The following is a 23,754-nucleotide window of genomic DNA, read 5'->3' on the forward strand; positions in this document are numbered from 1 at the left end:
CAGCATTGAGAGTGTATCAACTCGAAAAGTTGAAATTGATGCATCGATACAATTAGTAAAAGATATAAAAGGCTTTATGGATCAGCGACTTATCAAGTAATGACAGCCGTTGCAGGAGTAAGTTCTCTGATGGATTACGCAAAATGAGGTGCAATTTCACACCTCACTTTGCGTAAGACTAGCTTATTTTGAAGCCAGTGCGTTTAATTCCGTCATCATTGCTTTGTACTCATCCGATGCGACAAGTGTGGATGTAAACTTATTCCAATCCGCTAGAGAAGCCGTGCCAAGTATGACTTTAATTTTGAATTGTACAAGCTTGTCGTTGAGTTCACTATATTTACCTGTATTGAACAAGCCGTTTGCTGCTGGAAGGGTCTTTCCTTCATAGGAAGTTTTCCGCCACTCCGATATAACCGCTTTATATGCGCTGCTTTTCGCATCGGGAAGAGACTGCAAGCTGTCGTTTTCCAGCAGATCGTTTTGCCCAAATAGATTGTCGATAGCTGAACGGTCAGCTGGTTCCAGCTCCTTCAATTCATTCCACTCACCGTTTTCTGCCATTTCAAAGCCTCGATCCAGCCATTTAAGCAGCTGTTTAGGCTCCTCTTTTGACATACGTGAAATAAAATACATCCCATTACCTTTGGTATTCCATGGTGAAATTGAAGCTCCGGTAGATGTTGCCTTGATGCTCTGAAGAGGCATCCATGTTATCTTGTCGGTAGAAAGAGACAGGGTGTCCGCTACGCTTATAGCTGCAAGACCGACACGGTTTTCACTTAACTGGTTGTTTGCTTGTTCTTTCGTCTTCACAGCAAATTCCTTGTCAATAACCCCTTCAGAATATGCGCGTACTAACCACTTCAAAGCAAGTTCCTGATCTGGGCTTACGGCATGGTCAATGACCTTGCCATCCTTGACTGAGAATCGATCTGGACTACCTGTGTATGCATGTTCAATCCAGGCTAACGAGCCAAGTCCGGCTCCATTTGTATATCCGGTCATTCCAAAAGTATCGTGCTTGCCATTGCCATCAGGGTCCTGGGTAGTGAACCTCTTCAGCACTTCATACATCTCATCCATCGTCTTTGGCTGCGTAAGGCCAAGCACGTCTAGCCAGTCCTGTCTGATAGCTGGAAATATAGCATCATGCGGATCACCAGGGCGAGGTATACCGTATATTTTGCCATCGATTGTTCTGCCGCCAGCTCCCATCGCCAGCTTCTTCAAGCGTGGGAATGCTTCCAGCTCTTGGGTTAGATCAATTGCAATACTCTCTAGTAAATCATCTGGATGCTGGTAAGGCTCATCCAGCAGCATGATCGATGACATGTCGCCAGCAGCAATCATTAAATTGACCTTGTCACGATAATAATCAGGTGGAATAAGGTTAAATTGAACATTAGTTTTCATACTTGTCTTCATATATTCTGTTAGTTTCAATGGGGGATCCGTTATTCCGTTATCTGCTCGCGTGCTTATACGGATTATAGGCAGTGCATGTGGATCTTTAACGAGTGCGAAACGATTGACCGAGTCCCATGAAACAGTTAGGCCGCTGGCTTCAGCAGCAAGTCGAAGCGGGATCCACATCGTTTGCTTGCTAATAAAGGGTGCTGCTTTGAGATCAGTAATTTTCTTACCGTCTATTTCTGCTTCATGGCGATTAACCCAGAATGTGAGCGTAGGCTTGTCTTTGTGCGTAGCGACCAGCTTTCGCTCAGCCGCGTCCCATAGCGTCTCATATCCAAGCCCCTCTAGCATTGCTTTTCCCGGAACCATCATTGCCCCGTTGACGATTTGAGGGGGATAAGGAAGTCCGACTGGCAGGTTCTGAAAGGATACGGATACTGAGGATCTAATACTAATACTTTCAATAATTTCACCCTGCTCAGTATTCTCCCATGGACTTTGCGGTGAAGCAGCAGCAGGGAAGCTGCTCATTACAGTTGCAGCAATAGCTACTGAAAAACCGGTTAGTGTCGACTTGCGAAACTTGCGTTGCTTCATTCAATTCCCTCATTTCCATTTTTGGTAACAATTATTAGACGTGAATGGAGGCCGAAGGTTTCGTTAATCTTTCCTTAACTATACTTTATTTCTAGACATTGGTTGGACTCTGATTGGCGCAGTGCATATTCAATTGCTGTAAGCTTCTGTTCAAAAAAGTGATCCGACCCGACAAGCTTATACAAACCCATTTTCTTCAATACTTCCAAAGGCTGTCGTTGAATTCCTGAAATAAGAACTGTAGATCCAAGATTCTCGAAGCGTTGTACAATGCGGGCTAGAGTGAATTCTCCTGTGGTATCCATGTAAGTTACTTTCTCCATATGAAGAAGTATAATGTTAGACTTTACATAAAACTGATTTATAGTGGACTTCTCAAGCCCATTCGCCGTCCCGAAAAAGAGCGGGCCTTCAATGGAGTAGATATTAATTGTTGGATAATCAAGTTCTTCTATTACCGTTAATGCTTCACTCATCCGTTTCACAAATAGGATGACAGCCATGATTAATCCGACTTCAACTGCCGTTGTTAAATTTGTAAATACGGTTAGCAAACAAGTAACTAGGAGTACAAGAGAATCACTCGTTTTGTTATTCAAAATATGGACAAATTCTTTACGCTCACTCATATTCCAAGCTACTAGCATAAGAATGGGGGCCATACTAGCAAGAGGAATATCAGAGGCGTAAGGAGCAAACAAAATAAGCACTAGTAATACAACTGCACTGTGCAGAATACCTGACATAGGTGATACAGCTCCACTCTTGATGTTGGTTGCTGTCCGTGCAATGGCTCCGGTTGCCGGAATACCGCCAAAGAGAGGAGACACCATATTTGCAATGCCTTGCCCAATTAGTTCGCGGTTGCTATTATGACGGTTGCCAGTCATGCCATCTGCTACTTTGGCCGACAATAAGGATTCTATACCGCCCAGTATGGCAATAATAAATGCCGGACGAATCAAAGTCTCTATACGTTCAAGGGTTATTTCCGGAAAGTGGAAACGGGGTAATGTACTTGGAATCGCTCCGAAGGAAGAGGCGATGGTCGCTATATCTCCCCTAAAGAATAAGGCTGCTGTTAGACTTGATGCGAGAAGGCCTACTAATGAACCAGGAACTTTAGGTAGATATCTCGGTGTAAGCAGCATGCACATAAAACAAATACCAGCTGTTATGACACTGTAGAAATTTATAGTTGTAATATGCATGATTATTTCTTTCATGTTGGGCAGGAAATCTTCATGGTTTTCTATATCGCGAAGTCCTAAAAAATTAGAAATTTGCCCGCTAAAGATAATGACTGCGATGCCAGTGGTAAAACCGATAGTTACAGGACGTGGGATAAATTTAATTAGAGCACCTAGCTTGAATACACCCATAAGAACAAGAATAATCCCGGCTAGAAATCCGGCGATCAATAAATTTTCGTACCCGTATTGAATGACAATAGCTAAGAGGATCGGGATAAATGCACCGGTTGGTCCACCGATTTGAAATTTTGATCCACCAAACAGGGAAATAAGAAATCCGGCAATAATAGTCGTATAAATGCCGTATTCGGGTTTGACACCTGCAGCAATAGCAAAAGCCATTCCTAGAGGAATGGCGATAATACCAACAATTAAGCCAGAAATGATATCTTTGCGAAAGGATCCTGCATGGTATCCATCGAATCTACCCATCCATCTCACTCGCATTACCTTCCATTCTTCATATATTTGATTATTTGAATATATACGAAATATTACTCCTGGGAGGTTGCGATGTCAACGCGGATATTCGTCTGATTTTCGCCGAAGAGGATCAATAAAAACAAAGAAACAAGGTGATCCTAAGTATTGCTCACGGATGCCCTTGTTATTTTCGTTTATGGCTCGTTTCGTATGACTTCAAGTAATGAAATAGCATCAACGAGGTGATTATCAAAAATTTGCTTCGTAACGGATAACAACTCTTTAATCAAYGGATCTCGTAACGAATAGATGACTGAAGTGCCATCCTTTAAGCCGTAAACCACATTTTTATTTCGTAATACTGATAATTGCTGAGAAACGGCGGAACCTTCTGAACCCAAAATACTTTGTAATTCATTTACGTTTTTATCGCCTTCACTTAGGACTTCAAGGATTTGAATTCTCATCGGATGAGCCAGCGCTTTAAAGAAGTCAGCTTTAAATTGTTGAATATTTTGATTTTGATGCATAGCGTATGCTCCCTTAGCAGATAAACTTTTGAATATAGGAATATAATATCACAAATAACAAAACATCGTAGATATGGCGTCAAAACGATACTGATTTGTTAATTCATTATAAATGCAGTATAATAAAACGAATATTCAATAATTTGAATATTTGAATGATTGTTTTGCGTGAAATAAGGAGTTGTTGCGAATGCAAAGTAATAAGGTTAGCGATCAATCTCATCATAATTCGCAATCCTTCTACGGATTATCTTCAAAACTAGCAGAAACTAATAGTAGACTGATGGTCATAGATAGTGGAATCCAAGCTCTTCAACAGTTCGGAGCGGATTCCATTTGTAAAGTATGTATTTCTAATGGAGGCTCCTGCTGTAACGGCTGCGGACATCTAAAGCATGGGCTGGGATGCCAACAAAGAAATACAAGCTGTACGGCGTGGTTATGCGGGTTTTTAAAATATTTATTGTATGAGACAGGCCACTTACAGCAATGGAATGATTTTTGGGAAGAGGTGCCTGGCAGAGAGTATCGCGAGGATTTTACCCCCGATTATTTTTTTCTAGAAAAGCAGCTGCCCGCTCAAAATTTACGCATTCTTAGTGAAGCTCTCGCAGCGGACCTGTTGGAGCTGGCAAGAGCACATATAGCGATTGGTTTTATACTTACACTTCGGGAGAAAATTGATAAAAATATTGATCGTTTATATGAATGCAGTCATGATCATAAGAAGCAAGTGAGAATAAGAAGGAATATAAAAATATTATCGAGTCCATTTCATCGCTTCAATCAGGCATTGATTCTATATAAGCAGGAAAACAAATAATAATATGATGGATGAATACATGGGGGGGCCAAGCGGCTCCCTTTTTTTGCTGAGGTTGAGTCCTGTAATAATCTAAGTATGGCATAGACTTAGAAAAGAACAATAAAAACCAATTGGAAGGAGATAATAAAGAAAGGGTAAGCATATAAAAGGGCAGTTGCACGTAAAAGTAAATGGGACGTTTAGCCAACATGGAAAGAACTGAATGGAAGGATGCGAATAGATGCAGTTATTAATAACCGGAGCCAATCGAGGACTAGGATTGGCACTCACTTTGGAAGCTTGTGTTCGCGGCCATGAAGTATTGGCAGGTGTGAGAGGACCAGGTTCAAATTCGGCACATCTGCAGCAGCTGCTTATGAAGTACAGCGCTCAATTGACGATTTTGCCGCTGGATGTTACGGATGAAAACTCAGTTCGTTACGCCTATGAGCAATCATCTAGTCGAGTGACCAAGCTCGATGCTGTTATTAACAGCGCTGCAATTTTGCTTGGTCGTGAGCAGAAGCTGGAAGTGTTGGACTTTGATCAGGTAGAGCAGTCTTTCCAAACGAATTTGTTTGGTCCGATGCTTGTACTTAAATATTTCCTGCCTCTACTTCGAGAAGGAGAGCGGCAGGCGGTTATTAATATAAGCTCGGAAGCTGGCAGCTTTGAGGGAGCATATGGAGGAGACTTTTCCTACGCGCTTTCGAAATCTGCTTTAAATATGTTTTCTGCCCAGCTGCGTCGTTATCTAGGGCCGCAGGGTGTGTTGGTGCATGCTGTTCACCCAGGCTGGATTCGAACGGATATGGGCGGCATGGAGGCTCCTGGAGATGCAGCAGCATCAGCAGCGGGAATTATGGATGTCATTGAAAGAAAAACGGTGGCGATCGAGGATGCACTTTTCATTGATTCTCAAGGCAGACCGATGAGTCTGTAGGTATGGAGAAATAAACATAATGAAAGGAGCTGTCCTGCAAGTCAAATTAGACTTAGCAGGACAGCTCCTTATTGTTGTTGTTTATTATAGATAAACCGCTTTGCCAGTTTTGGATGATTCATAAATCGCTTCAAGGATTTGTGAAACAACGAAGGCTTGCTCTGGTGTAACAACAGGCTCAGTATCCTCTTCGATTGCTTTAATCCATAGTCTCATTTCAAGATCGGAATCACTCTCGGATTTGCCGTCATAGAAAGCAACGCCGCCAGCTTTCAAGTCAATTTCTTTTGTGAACAAGCGGCTGTGCTGTTCACCGTTAATGCGTAGGCCGCCTTTCATGTCAGCGCCGCCTTCTGTACCAGATAGCGTACATTTTGCTTCATCAACTTCAAGTGTATTTAATGCCCAGCTGGATTCCAATACGATTGTAGCACCATTTTCCATTACGATCATACCGAATGCGGAATCTTCAACTGTAAACTTAGCAGGATCCCATGGTCCCCATGCGTTTGCAGCATTTTCGCGTTGTGAAAGCTTATGGTAGGATGTGCCAAGTACTACTTTTGGCTTGTAGTTATTCATCATCCATAGCGTTAGATCAAGTGCATGCGTACCGATATCGATAAGCGGGCCGCCGCCTTGCTTCTCTTCATCTAGGAACACGCCCCAAGTTGGAACCGCGCGGCGACGAATAGCATGAGCTTTAGCATAATAGATCTCACCTAGCTCGCCTGATTCGCAAACTTTTTTCATTAGTTGACTGTCTGTACGGTAACGGTTGTTATAGCCAACTGTTAGCTTTTTGCCTGTGCGACGAGCTGTTTCAACCATACGACCAGCATCAAATGCTGTTTTGGCCATCGGCTTCTCACTCATTACATGCTTGCCTGCTTCAAGAGCAGCGATCGAGATGTCTGCATGCATGTCATTTGGTGTCAAGACATGAACGATATCGATAGTGGAATCCTTAAGCAATTCTGTATAGTCGGTATATACTTCTGCGCCTTCAGAGCCATATTTTGCTGCAGCTTCAGTAGCTCTTTCCTCAACGATATCACAAAATGCTACCATTTCTACATTCTCAAGCTTTTTCAAGCTTGGAAGATGTTTTCCGTTAGCGATACCACCGCAACCAACAATACCAATACGATAAATTTTAGACATAAATAAATTCCTCCTATAGTTTCATATTATAGTTTTTGAGTTGTTCACTCTTCCGATACTCAGAAGGAGTGATGCCGAATTTTTTGCGGAAAACGGCATGTAAGTAATTCCCACCTGCAAAACCGGATAGCTTGGCGATTTTCTCGACAGATTGAGTGGTGCTTTGAAGCTGTCGGCAAACGGCTTTCAATCGGATATCTTCTAAGACATGACTAAAGGTATGTCCATGATGAAGCTCTTTGAATAGCCGCTGAATATGGCGTGTACTGAGGTTGAGTTTCTCCGCAACATCCTCAAGCGTAATCATACCGTTGTAATTTGCGTACATGTATTCCATCGCAAGCTGATAACGGTAAGCTTTCATATCTCTTGTAGGAAGCTGTTCTTGTTCGTTTGCGGTATCATAGGCTCGTACAGCACGAAGTAATATTTGGATGACATTTTGCTTAATCGTTGTGTAGCTGCCAATATAGCTTTTGTTCAATGCGTGATAGGCTTCCAAAAAAAGCGGCATTGCGTTATGAACGTCTATCGTCGGGAAGAGTGGAAGCGAAGCAATATTTCGCATACAATTCTGAGCTTCAGAAGCTTCCCACTCATCATAAGAATTAGCGTTATCCTTGTCAGCCTGAGCTCCCCGATCGATTATATCTACATGAAGACACAACTCATCCATCGCTTCGTATGGATCCGCCTCTTGATAATGCATGACATCTGGTCCAGTTAAATAAAACATACCGGGTCTTAAGGCATACTCTTGGTCGGCAATAATAACTTTTCCTTTGCCTTGCGGAATGAAATGGAATTCGAATTCCGAGTGCTTATGAAACCCGATGACTTTACCAGGTGAAAAACGTGCCATATGGAAGCGAAGGACATGAATGTCATACTGGCCCCATCTTATGCGAAGCTCTAGACGATCGAGCGCATATTGCTTCTCCAGCATCACCTCGCAAGATATACTAGGCATGCTAATTCCTCCTGTAGCCATTCCGTTGTAAGCTATTAACTATTGGTCTAGTTCATCTAGTCTTACAGAGCGATGCTCGCCAGCTGAACGTACGGATGCTTCCATAAGTCTAGTAAGATCAACAGCAAAGCGAATATTTTCTTCTGCTAGCGTATCCTCTGTAATATGATTCACCCATTGGTGGAAAGCACTTGCTTTAGCTGCTGGGATAGGTTGTGAAACCCATTGCTCAGACAACTCACTGCCACCAGCAGAAGTTTTAAGCAGCAGCTTTTCATCAGGAGTTCCGTATAGAAGGCTGCCTTCAGTACCATGAATCTCAATAGTAAATGGAGAATGGTTGTTGATAAAGCCTGCTTCTACTATTCCGATTGCGCCAGAAGAAGTGGATAAAACAGAAACGGCATTATCTTCAACTTCTTTGCCAGTAATATATCCGAAATGAGCGGATACTTCAGTAGGCAGCTCGTTCAAAAACAGTCTAGTTAAATACATAGGGTGACAACCTAAATCGATTAATGCACCGCCACCACACTCCTCTAAGCTGAAAAAGTGTTCAGGCAGCCAACCAGCAGTAGCTCCGTTATGTGACAAACGAGCCCGCACTTGCGTGATTCTACCTAGTAGCTTTTGATCTAAAATATCGCGAATAGCAAGTGTATAGCCATCGTTTAAACGTGGCAGTGAAACCGTTAATTTAACATTATTTTTGGATACTTCATCCAAAATCGTATTTACTTCATGTAAGGTAGGCGCAATGACTTTCTCGGTGAAAATATGCTTGCCAGCTCTAGCTGCGGCAACCATCACCTCAGTATGGCGAGTAGTAGGTGCATCGACGATAACAGCATCAATATCATCACGCTTTAAAAGTTCATCTAAACTTGAACAAAAAGGAACCCCGAGCTTATCTGCTGCAGCTTGTCCTCGTTCAGCATTTTCATCCCATACTGCCGTAATTTCAGTTCCTGGATGCTCCTGTGCTTGCTTCGTATAATCCCATGCGTGTACATGCCAATAGCTGATTTTCCCAATTCGTATCATCGGTCCATCTCTCCCTGCGCAGTTATCAGTTAAACTGACTATTAATATATAAATTTATGACAACACCAATAATCTACCACACTTTCATCCTTATTTTTAGTGTAAATAGATGACTATTTATATACGATATTGTGACATGTCATAAATATTGCTTCCGATAGTCACGAGGGGAAAGATGAGTCTTCATTTTAAACGTTTTACCAAAATGGGAAAAGTTATCGAAGCCGACGGCTGCGGCAACATCGGTAATATTCATGTCTGATTCTCGCAGCAGTCTCTGCGCCTCCTTTATCCTTGTTAAAACCACATAATCGGAGAATGAGAAGCCCGTAATTTCCTTGAAAATGCGACTTAAGTAGTAAGGACTAATAAAAAATTGCTCGGACAGCGAGCTTAGTCGAAGCGGTTCATTGTAATGAGCATTGATGTAGCGGACGATTTCAGTTATTTTGGCATGCATAGGCGTCGCTTGGTGAAGAATAGCAGAACCATTTTGCTCTACAAATCGAGCAGCTGAGAGCAACACCTCCGTGATCGCCATACTAGGGAATAATTCATAGCCTGTCGGTTTACTTTGCATTTCTGCTATCATCCGCTTGATGATTTGTTCAATTGAAAGCTGTTCTTTTCTCGGAAGTCTAATAATATGACTTTGTTGCTGAAATGGACTAAGCAGATATGCAGCATGGTCGTTCGATAACCGCTTGATCATGGCATCGTCAAAATGAGCGATGACTCGTTCATGAGAAGGTTCGCCTGTATGCATCGTTTTATGAAGCTCATGCTTATTAATGAATACGAGGTCCCCTTGCTCCACGGAATAGGAGCGATCACGTATGAAATAAATACGGCTACCTGACAGCATGTAATAAATTTCATAATAGTCATGATAATGATCATCCGTCATTGTAAACGCTTTCGAACGTTTTGCGTATTCAACGTAAAGCTCAGGAAGAGAACCAAAGCTAAACAGTTCAGGATCATTAATCATGCAGGTCGGCTCCTTTATCATAAAACGCAATATAAGCGGTGTTTATTGAAAAATGAGCACCATTTGAAGAGAATTATACCATTCCTATTCGGTAATATGGAAGTAATTAAATTTGAAGAGGAGTAATTAATATGTCAAAAAGACGTTATGTGCTGGTAGGTAGCGGTGGCAGGGCAGAGTTTTTTTATGGTGCGCTTGCAACCAATTTCAAAGAGACTTCGGAGCTGCTAGCTTTTTGCGATATCAATCAAACACGAATGAATTATGCGAATAGCATATTAGTTAATAAATATAACCATGAAGTGGTTCATACCTACAAATCGAATGAATTCGACCGTATGATCGAGGTAGAGAAGCCGGATGTTGTAATCGTTACTAGCATGGACCGTACGCATCATACTTACATTATTCGGGCGCTTGAGTTAGGCTGTGATGTTGTTACGGAGAAACCAATGACGGTAGATGAGAAGAAATGCCAGGAGATATTGGATGCGGTTGAGCGTACAGGTGGCAGTGTTCGGGTGACCTTCAATTATCGTTATGCGCCGCATCATACGAAAGCGAAGGAGCTTATTGCAAATGGTGTAATCGGAAAAGTGAATTCCGTTCATTTTGAATGGCTGCTGAATACGCAGCATGGTGCGGATTATTTCCGGAGATGGCATCGCAATAAGCAAAATAGCGGTGGCTTGCTCGTTCATAAATCAACGCATCATTTCGATCTTGTTAACTTCTGGATCGATTCACAGCCGGATACGGTGTTTGCTTTTGGGGATTTGCTCTTCTATGGTCGTGAAAATGCTGAAGAGCGCGGTGAGACGCAATTTTATGAGCGTGCAACCGGAAATGCAATTGCTGCAAATGATCCCTTTGCGCTGCACTTGGATCAAAATGACCATTTAAAATCGATGTACTTAAATGCGGAGCATGAGGACGGCTATCGCCGCGATCAGAGCGTATTCGGGGATGGCATTAATATAGAAGATACTATGGGTGTGCTCGTAAAATACAAAAACAACGCAATTCTTACGTATTCCTTAAATGCTTACTTGCCATGGGAAGGCTATCGTATTGCGTTTAATGGCAGCAAGGGACGCTTGGAGATGAATATCGTAGAGCAATCCTATGTGAACTCTGGCGGCGAGAAATCGCAAGAGGGTGCTTTGAAGGAACATATGATAACGGTATTTCCAATGTTTGCTGCACCCTATGAAGTTGAAGTCGAGGAAGGAGTCGGCGGACATGGCGGCGGAGATCCAGTGCTTCTTAATGATTTGTTCGGCAAACCGGTAGAGGATCCATTCAATCGTGCGGCTAACCATGTCGATGGCGCAAGATCAATCTTAACTGGGATAGCAGCGAATCACTCCATTCAGACAGGTCAGGCTGTGAAGATAAATGACTTAGTGAAATTTTACAACTAACATAATGGAGGGTTTGTTTATGAAGCCATTTATGGATGACAATTTTTTGTTATCGAATGAAACTGCGGTGAGGTTATACCATGATTATGCCAAGGACATGCCGATTATCGATTATCATTGCCACCTAAGCCCGCAGCAAATTTTTGAAAATACAAGCTTTGCTAATATTACGGAAGCGTGGCTCTATGGGGATCATTATAAATGGCGGGCTCTGCGTGCGAACGGTGTAGAGGAACGACTCGTAACTGGTGGCGAGGGAGTTACTGATTACGAACGTTTCGTGGCTTGGGCGAAGACAGTGCCGCAAACGATCGGCAATCCGCTGTATCAATGGTCACATTTGGAGCTACGCAGATTTTTTGGAGTGAATGAGCTCATTAATGAAAAAAATGCGCGGACGATATGGGAGCAGGTTAACGCAAAGCTAAACGAAGGGAGCTTTAAAGCCCGTGATTTGATCAAAATGTCTAAAGTTGAAGTCATTTGTACAACAGATGATCCTATCGACTCACTGGAGTATCATATTGCGATCAAAGGATTAGAAGACTTCGATGTGCAGGTATTGCCTTCATTCCGTCCAGATAAAGCGCTTGAAATCAATCGTTCAACTTTTCAAGATTGGGTTAACAAGCTTGGTGCAGCGGCTTCTATTACAATAGACAATTATGATAAAATGCTCGATGCTTTGGCAAATCGAGTACGCTTTTTCGATGAGGTTGGCTGTAAGGTGTCTGATCATGCTCTAGATTATGTTGCCTATGCAGAGACAACTAAAGATGAGGCGGCTGCCGTATTCTCAAAAGCACGAAACGGGATTGCTGTCAGCCTAGAGGAAGAGAATAAATATAAAACGTACACGCTGCTTTACTTGGGGCGTTTGTATGCAGAACGTGGCTGGGCCATGCAATTCCATATTAATGCTTCGAGAAATAACAGTACGCGTATGGCTGGAAAGCTTGGCCCGGATACGGGCTTCGATTCCATCAATGACAGCTCAGTTGCGTACCCACTAGTTAAGCTTCTTGATGCGCTTGATATGGATAATGCGCTGCCGAAAACGATTGTATACTCGCTCAACGCGAAGGATAATGACGTACTCGGTTCGATTATTGGCAGCTTTCAGGGCGGAGGCATTCCGGGGAAAATTCAGCTGGGTTCAGCTTGGTGGTTTAACGATACGAAAAATGGGATGCTTGATCAAATGAATGCTCTTGCTAACCTCGGTTTGCTTAGCCGATTTGTCGGCATGCTGACAGATTCACGCAGCTTCCTTTCCTATACCAGACATGAATATTTCAGACGATTACTTTGCAATTTACTTGGAGAATGGGTCGAAAACGGTGAGGCTCCACATGACATGGAGCTTCTGGGTGATATGGTCCAAAATATTTCCTATCGCAATGCGAAGGCATACTTCGGTTTTTAGTTTATATGAAACGGTCTTGGCCGTGTTGTCTAGTTTATGCTGCCTGGACATCATATTCAATCATTTCAGGTCGCTGCCTACCGGGCACTGATTGTAAGCGGAGCCAGTTGGGCAGCAGACCTAATCATTTACGTTTACAACTGCATCGCTGCTGCTTGATCGAACACACGGCGCAAGAGAACTAGCATTTGGTCGATTTCTTCCTTTGTTACAATCAGCGGCGGCATTAACCGGATGGTAGACGGATTCGGGGAGTTTATGAGCAAGCCTTCTTGCAAACATATCGCTACAAGCTCACTTCCCATTCCATCCGCTACATCGAATGCCAGCAGCAAGCCTTTACCTCGAATATTGGAAATCTTGTAGTTGTGTGAGAGCTCTTGAAGCCCATTTATTATATAATTGCCTTGCTGTTTGGCATGGCCTGCTAGGTCTTTGTGCAATACCTCTTTAAGGACGGCATAACCTGCCGCCATCGCAAGCGGCTGTCCCCCATAGGTCCCGCCTTGATCTCCTGGTTCAAATAAATCATATTTTTCAATGGTCAGCATGGCGGATAATGGAAAACCGCCTCCAATACCTTTACCGAGCGTCAGAACATCGGGTTTTATTCCATAATGCTCGAAAGCGAATAGCGTACCCGTTCTGCCGATGCCAGTCTGAATTTCATCGAAAATAAGCAGCATACCGTACATATCGCATATTTTACGAAGTGCGAATAAGTAAGCTTCGTTAACCGCGTTTACTCCGCCTTCTCCTTGTACAAGCTCAAGCATAATAGCACAGGTATTATTCGTAACAGCCGCAAAGCAAGCATCAAGGTCATTAATCGGCACATGCTTGAAGCCGCCTACCTTAGGAGTAAATAAGCTTTCCCAATGCGCTTTTCCTGTTGCAGACATAGTGGCGAGTGTACGTCCGTGAAAGCTATTGGTGAGCGTGATGATTTCATAAGCACCGTTCATATTAACCTTGCCATGCTTTCTTGCCAGTTTAATGGCGCTTTCGTTAGCTTCGGCTCCGCTGCTGGCAAAAAACACTTTATCCATGCCGCTGACACTCGTTAACAGCTCAGCGAATTGAACTTGAGGCTTATTATAGTAGGCAGGACTCGCGTGAACTAGAGTGGATGCTTGGTTTGACAAGGCTTGCTGAAGAACAGCGGGAGAATGCCCCAAGCCATTAACTGCCCACCCGCCTACAAAATCCAAATACTTCTTTCCTTCCGTATCCCACAGATACATCCCAGCACCACGTTCCATCACAATATCAGGACGCTTTGCGGTAAATAGAATTGATTTGTCTGCTGTTTCCAGCAGGTCTTTCGTTATATTAGTTTCTGTTTGAAGCATATCCAATCACCCGCTTATTTTTATTATTGTATAATTATACGATGTGGAGAATAAAAATGCAACAACTCAATCAATCTGCATTAATGTAAAAAGTAATGGAGATGGATTATAATGGTGACATGACTTGTATATACGATTATTGAAAAAGGGGACATTATTGTGACTTTGATTGGAAAGATTAATGAAATCAACCGATATCCAGTAAAGTCTTTTGCGGGTGAGAGTTTGGATAAATGCAAAGTAGAGAGATATGGTTTATATGGCGACCGAATCCACGCTTTTATAGATGAGACAAAGGAAGGATGGGATAGCTACTTTACTGCAAGAAGTATCCCGAATATGCTTGCCTATAAGGCAAAACTTGAGGATGAGGGCAGCAAGAATGAGAGCGTAGCAGTAAGTGTAGCATCACCTGATGGGCGAGTCTTCAAATGGAATGAAGATTTATTGACTGAAATCCAAACACAATCGAAAAAAAAGATGACTATGATGAGTTATAGCCTAGAACATTCTGAGCTTATGGCTGTCGATGCAAGCAGTATTTTGATTATTACAGATGCTACAATACGCAAGCTTGAGGAGATTTGGGGGAAGGATTTAGATCCGCGCCGCTTTAGAGCGAACCTAGTTGTATCAATTGACGAGAACGCATTTAATGAACAGAATTGGATCGGTAGAAAATTATCAGTAGGCAGTGCGGAATTACTAGTGGACACGTATTGTGAGCGTTGTTCCATGATTACAATTGACCCAGATACACTGGAGCGGGATCCTTCTCTATTGAAAAAAGTAAATGAAGAGATGAATTTACAGTTCGGTGTGTATGCTTCTGTTAGAAAGACAGGGCAGATTCATGTTGGAGAGCAAGTATATTTATTAGACTAGGATGGCTTATGAAAGGAGAAACCATGGAAGGAAACAAAGTTATTTTTGCATCCATTGATGATTATATTTCAAAATACTCTTCTGAGGTTCAGGCAATACTTCAAAAAGTAAGAAAAGTTATTAAGGAGTCAGCGCCAGAAGCAGAGGAAAAGATAAGCTACCAAATGCCTACCTTTGCTTTACATGGAAATCTGGTGCATTTCGCTGCTTATAAAAATCACATAGGGTTTTATCCAGCAGCTAGTGGAATTGAAGCATTTAAACATGAATTAGCGGAATATAAAGGAGCCAAAGGGTCCGTACAATTTCCTATAGAAAAGCCAATACCTTATGAATTAATTAGCAAGATCGTTAAATTTAGATTAGCTGAAAATTTAGAACGAGCAGAAGAGAAGATGAAGAAGAAATAACGTTACAAATCTGAAGGCAGACCATAAAGAAACATTTTGTTACAATCTGAATTTTGAAGCAATACGGTAGTTGTTTTTGTGTTGGGGGCCTTGTAAATGACGGGATAACCGATTTCTTCGTATTTTTCACGTATTGGGAAAGCTAACTTCTCTTCTTCCMATGAAAACTGAGCATCCACCCCTAATTTATTGCCGCGCGCATCTATTCGAATCCATTGCCCTATCGACTTAACATAAACAGCATTTAACGCATGGATAACGTAACCTGTATCAGGGGTATCTCCTAAAGTTAGGCGTTGATAACAAAAACCAGCTGGTATCCCTTGGCACCTTAATAAGGCACACAATAAATTCGATTTGKCATAGCAAATTCCTTCTTTGAAGTAGAGGACTTCAGAAGCTCTGCATGTAATACGTGAGCTTTGGATATCCCAGGAATGAGATATTTGATCACGAACAAATTCAAAAGCGGACTTAATATAGTCTATTTCATTGATTGAATGGTGGAATAAGTCCTCTGCAATCTCTCTTATAGAGTGGTGACTGAAATCAATTACTTCGGTTTCTTTTAAATAATCATCTAATGAATTGGATTCACATGTTAGTTTCATTGTTTTCCCCCTCGAGCGTTTATTGCATGCCCTCTTTTTATGATACCTTTCAAATTCGATTTCATAATTATGCATTATTACGGATTTATATTCAACCTCAAATTTTTTGGAGTGAATTCATTAAAATGTAAATATTTACAACGTTACTGCAAGTCAGTACAGAATATCGCCTATCGTATTCATCTGCGGCTTTGTTTGTGATGATAAATTAGGTTCACATTGTGAAACTAATAAGTGACATTGTGGAAGTAGAGGCGAATTAGTTTCAGAATATGCAGTTAATGCACCTGGTAATGGGTACAGATCGAGTTTAACCAGCAATTAAGTTCACCCTCTGAAACTAAACGGCAGCATACCCTTTCGAGATATCATTTAATTGCAAAAATTGAAACTAAGCGGGCAAAGCGAAAAAGAAATATGATAAAGGATCGGTTATTTGTGATCATTCGAACATTCCTGCTATTCGATGATGCTTTTAGAATACGAATCCATTATTTTACTAAAAGGGTCATATACTCTCAGATTGAAGAGGAATAACGGAACCTGTACCCGTGTCCGGGCCAAAATAGGAATTATATCCTGAAAAACTCATCATAACTCAACTCTTATAATTGGTAGGACGCCTTGCTAGCGGGGCGTCCTTTTCCTAGCCCATTTACCTGCCGGCAGCCTGTAAAAGGTTAGGAGAAGCTCTTATTTATCGCCTTCTCCCAAGTGTTTGAACTTTTCATAATCCTCTTGCTCTGTGCGCATAATCCCAATAAACCATGTCCACGTCCTTAGGGATACGGCGAGCCATGTCTTCTGGGATCTCTGTCTCGTCCTCGTAATATTCACTGCCATTTCCGGAAGCAAGCTTAAGGAACATATCACTCCACATCATTGACTTTAAGCCGCGGCGACGGGTGCAATCAAGCACCTTCTCGAGATGCTTCGTCATAATGTCGAACCGATCTCTATAGCCGTTAAGGTCCAAATATTTGCCGCGGCCAAGCTCCTCTGCTTCATCCATACCGATATGGATTTTGCGACTGCGGAATGGAGCAATGACAGCTTCAATCATTTTCTCGATTAATAAATCGGTTCGGTCTTCACCAACCAATAGCGCTCCCTTGGTATCTTTTGTAATTCGATACAGGCCCCCACTTAAGAAACTCCTCTAGATGCGCGAGTGTCTGAATGCTAGGAAACGCTTCGATGCCGAATTGATCAGCGTAATCATCGATCTCTTTCAGCTCTGAATGTGTATATCTGCCCCGCATGTAGCCGAAATAAGGCTCACCCTCGATTGTGTAGGTGTCTTCCATATATAACATAACGGTGTTCAACCCCATTAATGCCATCTTATTCAGCATGAGCTTGAAGCTTTCTACCGTTAATACAGCATTGCGGGATAAATCGAACATCGGTCCGATTGTATCGAATTGCTGCGTTTCTCTCAGCTCAAAAGTTTCTGAATGAACGATATGCTGCAGGAGAAGACCGAGTCCTCGGAAAAACTGATGCTTTTGTCCATAACGAATATAGGCCTTACCTTGCTTCAAGCCCACTACTAATTCTTCAGCACTTGCCGATGGCTCAACATGCACAGTTAATCCGTCTGCTATTCGGAGAATCCAAGCTCGTGAGACAATGTCTGAATGCCAGGAATTATCTCGGTCAAGTCTCCTTCAAAATGCAATTTCATTCATTTTTCCTCCTAAAGGATAGTTAGTCATTCCATTTTAATGATTTAAACATTATAACGTTATATTGTATTATTCAATTTCTATGCTATCCTAAATGTATAGGGGAAAGCAATACGAATGTAAGAATGAAATAGATAATGATTGATTTTAGCTGCGGAAGTAGGTGATCAACATGCAAGAACCATTTGTTTTGCGTAATCTTAAGCGTATCGATGGAGAGGCAATCGATATAGTTATCATAAACGGTGTTATTGTTGAAGTGACTGAGGCTGGCAACGGACTTGGCGATAATATTGTTGATTGTTCTGGCATGTACGTTTCTAGTGGATGGATTGATATGCATGTACACGCATTCCCTGATTTTGATCCATACGGCGATGAAATCGATGAAATTGGTATTAATCAGGGTGTAACCACTATTGTTGATGCAGGGAGCTGCGGTGCGGACAGGATCACGGATTTGGCTGAAAGCAGTAGACTTGCCCGTACTCATGTATTCGCCTTTTTAAACATTTCAAAAATAGGTTTAGCTAGAATAGACGAATTATCCAATCTAGAGTGGGTCGATGAGACACTGGCTAAACAGGCCATTCAGGATTTCAGTGATTTCATTGTTGGATYAAAAGCTCGAATTAGCAGCAGCGTAGTACGTGAAAGTGGCCTTGCGCCCTTGCGTATCGCACGCGAACTATCTAATCAGACTTCGCTGCCGTTAATGGTTCACATCGGCTCAGGGCCGCCGAGCATCGAAGAGGTCATACCGCTGCTTGAGAAGAAGGATATTATTACGCATTACCTCAATGGGAAAAGCAACAATCTTTTTGATGAGGATGGCAAGCCGCTTAGCGTATTGCTTGATGCTATTGCCCGCGGCGTTCATCTGGATGTGGGACATGGCTCAGCTAGCTTCTCCTTCAGGGTTGCTGAAGCAGCTAAGCTTCACCATATCGGGCTAAATACGATCAGTACCGACATCTACCGCGGGAATCGGTTGAACGGGCCCGTTTTCAGTATGTCCCATATTCTTACTAAGTTTTTGTACCTGGGTTATTCGCTCGAAGAGGTCATCACAGCGGTCACAACGTGCGCAGCCGATTGGCTTGAGAAGCCTGAACTTGGTCGTATTCAAGTAGGAGACACCGCAAACTTAACGCTATTTACCGTTCTGGATGAGCCGACAGTGCTTGTGGATTCCGAAGGTGTTCAGCGTACAGCGGATAAGAGAATAGAAGCAAAAGGAGTTGTTGTGAATGGCGAATTCATTAAATGTGAAGTATGGACTTAAACGAGTTATAAATGCAAGCGGAAGAATGAGTATTTTAGGCGTATCCGCTCCAACGAATTCCGTGATGGACGCCATGAAGCATGGTGGACAAAATTACGTGGAAATCGCGGATTTAGTAGATAAATCAGGTGATTATATCGCGCGAATACTTGGTTCGGAAGCAGCGGTTGTCGTAAATTCGGCTTCGAGCGGCATAGCACTCTCCGTTGCGGCAATTGTAACACAAGGGAATCGGCGCAAGAGCCTGCGATTGCATCAAGAGGCCATTTCTAAAAATGAAATCATTATTCTAAAAGGACACAACGTACAATATGGAGCTCCTATCGAAACGATGGTTTTCCTCGGGGGCGGAAAGCTAATCGAAGTGGGTTATGCTAATGAAGGCAAGGCTGAGCATATTGAAGAGGCAATATCGGAAAATACAGCTGCTATTTTATTCGTAAAATCTCATCATGCGGTTCAGAAAAATATGATTTCGGTAGAGGAAGCATGGGAAGTAGCCCAGTGCAGTGGCATTCCTCTTATTGTGGACGCAGCCGCTGAAGAAGATATTCAGAAGTATGTAAAGTGCTCAGACCTTGCTATCTACAGCGGATCGAAAGCTATTGAAGGTCCGACATCCGGCATTGTCGGCGGCAAACGAACCTATATTGAGTGGGTTAAAGTACAATTGCATGGCATCGGCAGAAGTATGAAGGTTGGCAAGGAAACAACGTTTGGACTGCTGCAAGCGCTTGATGAATATATCGTCAAAGCTGATAACAGCGAAGTAGAGAAAGCAGCTCTGCAACAATTAATGCCTTTGAGTGAAATAGAAGGGCTGCGCGTGAGCATTGTTCAGGATGAAGCTGGCCGAGCCATCTTCCGAGCGCGCATTCAAATCGATCCGGCAAAGGCCGGTACGACAGCAAAACAAATGGTAACAGAGCTGCAAGATGGCGAAATTGCGATTTACACTCGCGATTACGGTGTAAGGCAAGGATATTTTGATATCGATCCCCGTCCATTACAAGGCGATGATATGCAGGTTATAGCAACAAGAATTCGTGAATTAACAGGAGGAAACTAACATGTCAAACTTAAAAAATCGTTTCTACAAAAATCGGGTTGCACTAAATGTATTAGCTAATAGCATTGAGAATGCCAAAGAGATATTTGAAGCGGCGGAAGGCTATGTTCTTGTCGGCGTTTTGTCGAAGGACTACGCTACGGTAGAAGAAGCAGTTGTTGCTATGAAAGCATACGGCAAAGAAATCGATGAAGCTGTGTCGATTGGTCTAGGTGCTGGCGATAATCGCCAAGCGGCAATCGTTGCTGAAATTGCGAAGCATTATCCCGGTAGTCATATCAATCAGGCCTTCCCGTTTGTAGGGGCAACTCGCGCCAATCTGAGCGGACAATCTAGCTGGATTAACAGCATGGTGGCTCCAACGGGTCGGGCAGGCTACGTGAATATTTCTACGGGTCCTGTAAGCTCGGCACAGGAAGAGCAAGCAATCGTTCCTGTTAAGGCGGCGATAGCGCTTGTCCGTGATATGGGAGGACAAGCATTGAAGTACTTCCCTATAAACGGCTTAAGCCGTGAGGATGAATTGCGTGCCGTTGCACAGGCATGCGGTGAAGAAGGCTTCGCATTGGAGCCAACTGGCGGAATTGACATGGATAATTTTGAGACCATTCTACGTATTGCTCTTGAGGCTAATGTACCGCAGGTCATTCCTCACGTCTATTCATCGATTATTGATAAAGGAACAGGGAAAACGAATGTCGATGACATCCGTCAATTACTTGAAGTCGTGAAGAGACTAGTTGATCAAAATGGCTAAACGGATCGCAGCCTTTGGCGAGGTTATGATGCGTATGCAGGTTCCTGGATATGAGCTTTTATCTCAAGCAGGCAGTCTGAACTTTTCATTTTCAGGTACGGGAGTCAATGTCGCTTCAGCGCTGACACGCTTCGGCCATATTGGGAATCTGATATCGACATTGCCGACCAATGCAGTTGGCGATGCCGCAGTAACTTATCTACGAAAACTAGGCCTATCCGATACATTCATCATGAGAAACGGTAATTATATCGGCATGTACTTCTTGGAGAATGGGTTTGGAGCGCGACCTAGTCGCGTTACTTATTCCAATCGGCTAGAAAGCAGCTTTAATACCGCGCATGAAGGCCAATATGATTATGACGCTATTGCTAAGCAAGCAGATATGGTACACTTTTGCGGGATTACGCTGGCGATGAATGATCCGGTTCGACAGCATATGAAAGCTTTAGCGCAAGCGGTCAAGGCAAACGGAGGTATCGTTGTTTTCGACTGCAACTACCGTCCGACCCTCTGGGGCCAGGATGGCTATGAGAAGGCGAAACCGCATTATGAAGAGATGCTGCATTTGGCGGATATCGTTATGATGAATGAGAAGGATGCCATGTTCGTGCTTGGCATGAATACAGAGCATGAGAGCCGGATTGAGCAGCTTACCGAGCTGGTACCAGTCGTCGCTGCCCAGTATGCAATTACGGTAATCGCTGGTACACACCGTACAATCAATGGGGACAATACACACTCGCTGTTAGGTTTTATGTACAAGGATCAAGCGTTCACCTTTTCCAAAAGGCTTACATTCTCTGTCTATGATAGAATAGGTGCTGGGGATGCTTATACAAGCGGGATCTTGCATGGTGAGGCCAGCGGGTTTTCATCAGAGAAAACCGTTGCGTTTGCGGCTGCGGCTGCTATGCTTGCTCATACGATTGTAGGTGACACACCGATGTCATCCGAAAACGACATCCTCCGAGCTATGACAGAAATAGTAGGCGACGTGGAAAGGTAGGGAATGCTGCATGAGCTTATCCCGCAAAAAGAAACCTTTATATTTGCAAATAAAAAATATAATTAAGGATCGGATACTGCATGGTGCATATCCGATCGAGACGAATATACCTTCAGAACCACAGCTGGAAACTGAGTTCGAAGTCAGCAAAATTACTGTTCGCAATGCGATCAAGGAGCTTGTCCAAGAAGGTTATCTGGAGACCAGCAGCGGTAAAGGAACGAAGGTTATTCGCAATACGTCAGCATCCAAGCTTTCGACGTGGAAGCGATTTACTGAAATATTGGTTGAGGAAGGCCATCGTATTCAAAAGCAATTGCTGAGTACAGAAGTGATACAGAACGAAGAAGGTACAGAGGCTTATCAATTATTTGGTGAAAAATGTATCCGAATAGAGCGTCTCTATCTGCTCAATGACTCGCCTTACATTCATTACACGCATTATTTAACGATGAAGCAGGGCGATCTTGAGCTGGTCGATTTGAGCGCTCAGTCGTTGTACGGCATGCTTGAAGAGCAGCAAATCTCCTTGTCCAAGTTTCGTGATCAGTTCGCTGTCGGTATTGCCCCGCCTTCCGTCGCAGCCCTATTGAGCGTCGACCAATCGACAGCTTTGCTGAAAAGATCGAGATATTCCCATGATGAAACTGGAGATATCATTGAATTCAGTGAGGGCTTTTACAACACGGAAATACAGAAGTATATCGTCAATTATGATGTGTATGTGTAGTATACAAAAACAAACCTCCATTACCACGTATATTGTGGTTTTGGAGGTTTGTTTATATATTTGGTTATCCTGTTAAGTTTAATCTTTGGGAAAGGCTGCTTTTTAAGCGCCGAAAGCAATGTGGTAACCATTATTATCGCGGATGGTCATTTCACTCCAGCTTTCAGTCCAATTAGGTCCATTGACGATTTCTACACCTTTTAATAGGAAAATCTCATAAAGCTGTCTTAAATCCTCCGGTTGAGTATAGCAGAACGCATCAAAATACAGACCGCCATCAACGGACGAGTTTGGTCTAACGTCACTATTTTGTTTCGCCTCGTGTAGAATAAATGTCACTGCTCCATGGTTCATATGAATATGACCACCAATATTTTCTTCGATGAAGCCTATTTGCTCATAGTAATGAATAGATTCCTGTAAATTTGCAACCAGCAAAACAATCGAGGATCCTTTCAAGCCTACCGAAACTTCACTGCTATATCCCAATTTCATCCCTCTTCCAATTTTAGGATACTGACAAAACTATTATGCAATATTCAAGCCGGTTTATCCACTAGAAATAGGATTTATTAAGAGCAAGGTGACTCTATAAAATGAAGCTTAATAAGAATAATTTCTAAAATGTTAGCACTATAAAAACAAGCACAATTAAATTAAATCCCAATAAAAGGAAACTCGATAAAGCAGGCGCAATAGCGCAAAACTAGAGCGAGGTTACTTAAAAATCGGATGCGCTGAAATGTGAGGATGCTTACTTTTATTTGCTACATCCTGTTTTTAAAAATACAGAATGATGGTAACTCTCGCTGTCCTGTCCTGCAAAACAAAACCGTGCCACATCACATTTGAATGTATTTAATCAAATCAAATACCTGTTATTTCCTTGTTTTATAAGTTTGAATGTAAAACATACAGTCAAATAGTCAGTAAATAGCATTTTGTTTGAGAAACGGACGATTAGCCTGTATG

The 23,754-nt window shown here is 42.6% G+C and carries 21 protein-coding genes and 1 pseudogene; 11 read left to right on the forward strand and 11 right to left on the reverse strand.

Going from position 1 to position 23,754, the window contains the following annotated elements:
- Positions 1–183 precede the first annotated feature (183 nt).
- From AC1DWN_RS11075 to AC1DWN_RS11085, 3 genes are all read right to left on the reverse strand, one after another.
- Entirely contained in the window at positions 184–2,013 is a 1,830-nt protein-coding gene (locus AC1DWN_RS11075) for an extracellular solute-binding protein (RefSeq protein ID WP_477558964.1), read from the reverse strand.
- A gap of 74 nt (positions 2,014–2,087) precedes the next feature.
- Complete coding sequence (locus AC1DWN_RS11080) at positions 2,088–3,707, reverse strand: SulP family inorganic anion transporter (RefSeq protein WP_477558984.1); 1,620 nt, start codon at positions 3,705–3,707, stop codon at positions 2,088–2,090.
- 176 nt (positions 3,708–3,883) lie between these two features.
- The gene (locus AC1DWN_RS11085; RefSeq protein WP_477558965.1) at positions 3,884–4,219 is read right to left on the reverse strand and encodes an ArsR/SmtB family transcription factor; all 336 of its coding nucleotides are present in this window, start codon (positions 4,217–4,219) and stop codon (positions 3,884–3,886) included.
- Positions 4,220–4,409: 190 nt separating this feature from the next.
- Here AC1DWN_RS11085 and AC1DWN_RS11090 point away from each other — a divergent pair, with 190 nt between their 5' ends.
- Positions 4,410–5,042 carry a hypothetical protein gene (locus AC1DWN_RS11090; protein ID WP_477558966.1) on the forward strand — a complete coding sequence of 211 codons (633 nt, stop codon included), beginning with the start codon at positions 4,410–4,412 and terminating at the stop codon, positions 5,040–5,042.
- A gap of 223 nt (positions 5,043–5,265) precedes the next feature.
- The gene (locus AC1DWN_RS11095) at positions 5,266–5,967 is read left to right on the forward strand and encodes an SDR family NAD(P)-dependent oxidoreductase (RefSeq protein WP_477558967.1); all 702 of its coding nucleotides are present in this window, start codon (positions 5,266–5,268) and stop codon (positions 5,965–5,967) included.
- An 84-nt stretch (positions 5,968–6,051) separates the two neighbouring features.
- On the opposite strand, the gene AC1DWN_RS11100 is transcribed toward AC1DWN_RS11095, so the two are convergent.
- From AC1DWN_RS11100 to AC1DWN_RS11115, 4 genes are all read right to left on the reverse strand, one after another.
- Entirely contained in the window at positions 6,052–7,131 is a 1,080-nt protein-coding gene (locus AC1DWN_RS11100) for a Gfo/Idh/MocA family protein (RefSeq protein ID WP_477558968.1), read from the reverse strand.
- Positions 7,132–7,144: 13 nt separating this feature from the next.
- The gene (locus AC1DWN_RS11105) at positions 7,145–8,101 is read right to left on the reverse strand and encodes a cupin domain-containing protein (RefSeq protein ID WP_477558969.1); all 957 of its coding nucleotides are present in this window, start codon (positions 8,099–8,101) and stop codon (positions 7,145–7,147) included.
- A 39-nt stretch (positions 8,102–8,140) separates the two neighbouring features.
- A complete protein-coding gene (locus AC1DWN_RS11110) occupies positions 8,141–9,145 on the reverse strand; it encodes a Gfo/Idh/MocA family protein (RefSeq protein ID WP_477558970.1) in 1,005 nt (334 codons plus the stop codon).
- A 139-nt stretch (positions 9,146–9,284) separates the two neighbouring features.
- Complete coding sequence (locus AC1DWN_RS11115; protein WP_477558971.1) at positions 9,285–10,136, reverse strand: AraC family transcriptional regulator; 852 nt, start codon at positions 10,134–10,136, stop codon at positions 9,285–9,287.
- Positions 10,137–10,267: 131 nt separating this feature from the next.
- Between AC1DWN_RS11115 and AC1DWN_RS11120 the strand changes: the two genes are divergently transcribed.
- Both AC1DWN_RS11120 and uxaC read left to right on the forward strand, forming a co-directional pair.
- Positions 10,268–11,560 (forward strand): Gfo/Idh/MocA family protein, encoded by a 1,293-nt coding sequence (locus tag AC1DWN_RS11120; RefSeq protein ID WP_477558972.1) that lies wholly within the window; start codon positions 10,268–10,270, stop codon positions 11,558–11,560.
- Between the two features lie 19 nt (positions 11,561–11,579).
- Positions 11,580–12,986, forward strand: coding sequence for a glucuronate isomerase (gene uxaC, locus AC1DWN_RS11125; RefSeq protein WP_477558973.1), 1,407 nt, complete (start codon positions 11,580–11,582; stop codon positions 12,984–12,986).
- A 134-nt stretch (positions 12,987–13,120) separates the two neighbouring features.
- On the opposite strand, the gene AC1DWN_RS11130 is transcribed toward uxaC, so the two are convergent.
- The gene (locus AC1DWN_RS11130; protein WP_477558974.1) at positions 13,121–14,338 is read right to left on the reverse strand and encodes an aspartate aminotransferase family protein; all 1,218 of its coding nucleotides are present in this window, start codon (positions 14,336–14,338) and stop codon (positions 13,121–13,123) included.
- A 159-nt stretch (positions 14,339–14,497) separates the two neighbouring features.
- On the opposite strand from AC1DWN_RS11130, the gene AC1DWN_RS11135 reads away from it, so the two are divergent.
- Positions 14,498–15,223, forward strand: a complete 726-nt coding sequence (locus AC1DWN_RS11135; RefSeq protein ID WP_477558975.1) for an MOSC domain-containing protein — start codon at positions 14,498–14,500, stop codon at positions 15,221–15,223.
- A gap of 23 nt (positions 15,224–15,246) precedes the next feature.
- Entirely contained in the window at positions 15,247–15,633 is a 387-nt protein-coding gene (locus AC1DWN_RS11140; RefSeq protein WP_477558976.1) for an iron chaperone, read from the forward strand.
- Positions 15,634–15,635: 2 nt separating this feature from the next.
- Here the strand turns inward: AC1DWN_RS11140 and AC1DWN_RS11145 are convergent, their stop codons facing one another.
- Together AC1DWN_RS11145 and AC1DWN_RS11150 are read right to left on the reverse strand one after the other, a co-directional pair.
- Positions 15,636–16,244 (reverse strand): transglutaminase-like domain-containing protein, encoded by a 609-nt coding sequence (locus tag AC1DWN_RS11145; protein ID WP_477558977.1) that lies wholly within the window; start codon positions 16,242–16,244, stop codon positions 15,636–15,638.
- A 726-nt stretch (positions 16,245–16,970) separates the two neighbouring features.
- Positions 16,971–17,931 (reverse strand): annotated as a pseudogene (locus tag AC1DWN_RS11150) (beta-N-acetylhexosaminidase); the annotation flags it as partial.
- Between the two features lie 173 nt (positions 17,932–18,104).
- On the opposite strand from AC1DWN_RS11150, the gene AC1DWN_RS11155 reads away from it, so the two are divergent.
- From AC1DWN_RS11155 to AC1DWN_RS11175, 5 genes are read left to right on the forward strand one after another with little or no spacing between them, the layout of a single operon-like run.
- On the forward strand, positions 18,105–19,217 hold the full coding sequence (locus AC1DWN_RS11155) for an amidohydrolase/deacetylase family metallohydrolase (RefSeq protein ID WP_477558978.1): 1,113 nt from the start codon (positions 18,105–18,107) through the stop codon (positions 19,215–19,217).
- On the forward strand, positions 19,183–20,286 hold the full coding sequence (locus AC1DWN_RS11160; protein ID WP_477558979.1) for a DgaE family pyridoxal phosphate-dependent ammonia lyase: 1,104 nt from the start codon (positions 19,183–19,185) through the stop codon (positions 20,284–20,286). The genes AC1DWN_RS11155 and AC1DWN_RS11160 overlap by 35 nt, the downstream gene beginning before the upstream one ends.
- Before the next feature lies 1 nt (position 20,287).
- Positions 20,288–21,043: a 2-dehydro-3-deoxy-phosphogluconate aldolase gene (gene dagF / locus AC1DWN_RS11165; RefSeq protein WP_477558980.1), complete on the forward strand. Its 756-nt coding sequence runs from the start codon at positions 20,288–20,290 to the stop codon at positions 21,041–21,043.
- Positions 21,036–22,052 carry a sugar kinase gene (locus AC1DWN_RS11170; protein WP_477558981.1) on the forward strand — a complete coding sequence of 339 codons (1,017 nt, stop codon included), beginning with the start codon at positions 21,036–21,038 and terminating at the stop codon, positions 22,050–22,052. The genes dagF and AC1DWN_RS11170 overlap by 8 nt, the downstream gene beginning before the upstream one ends.
- A gap of 10 nt (positions 22,053–22,062) precedes the next feature.
- Positions 22,063–22,782 carry a GntR family transcriptional regulator gene (locus AC1DWN_RS11175; RefSeq protein WP_477558982.1) on the forward strand — a complete coding sequence of 240 codons (720 nt, stop codon included), beginning with the start codon at positions 22,063–22,065 and terminating at the stop codon, positions 22,780–22,782.
- A gap of 102 nt (positions 22,783–22,884) precedes the next feature.
- Here AC1DWN_RS11175 and AC1DWN_RS11180 read toward each other — a convergent pair whose 3' ends face one another.
- Positions 22,885–23,271 (reverse strand): VOC family protein, encoded by a 387-nt coding sequence (locus AC1DWN_RS11180; protein ID WP_477558983.1) that lies wholly within the window; start codon positions 23,269–23,271, stop codon positions 22,885–22,887.
- Positions 23,272–23,754 lie beyond the last annotated feature (483 nt).

It is taken from the genome of Paenibacillus sp. P4_A7 (assembly GCF_056402455.1).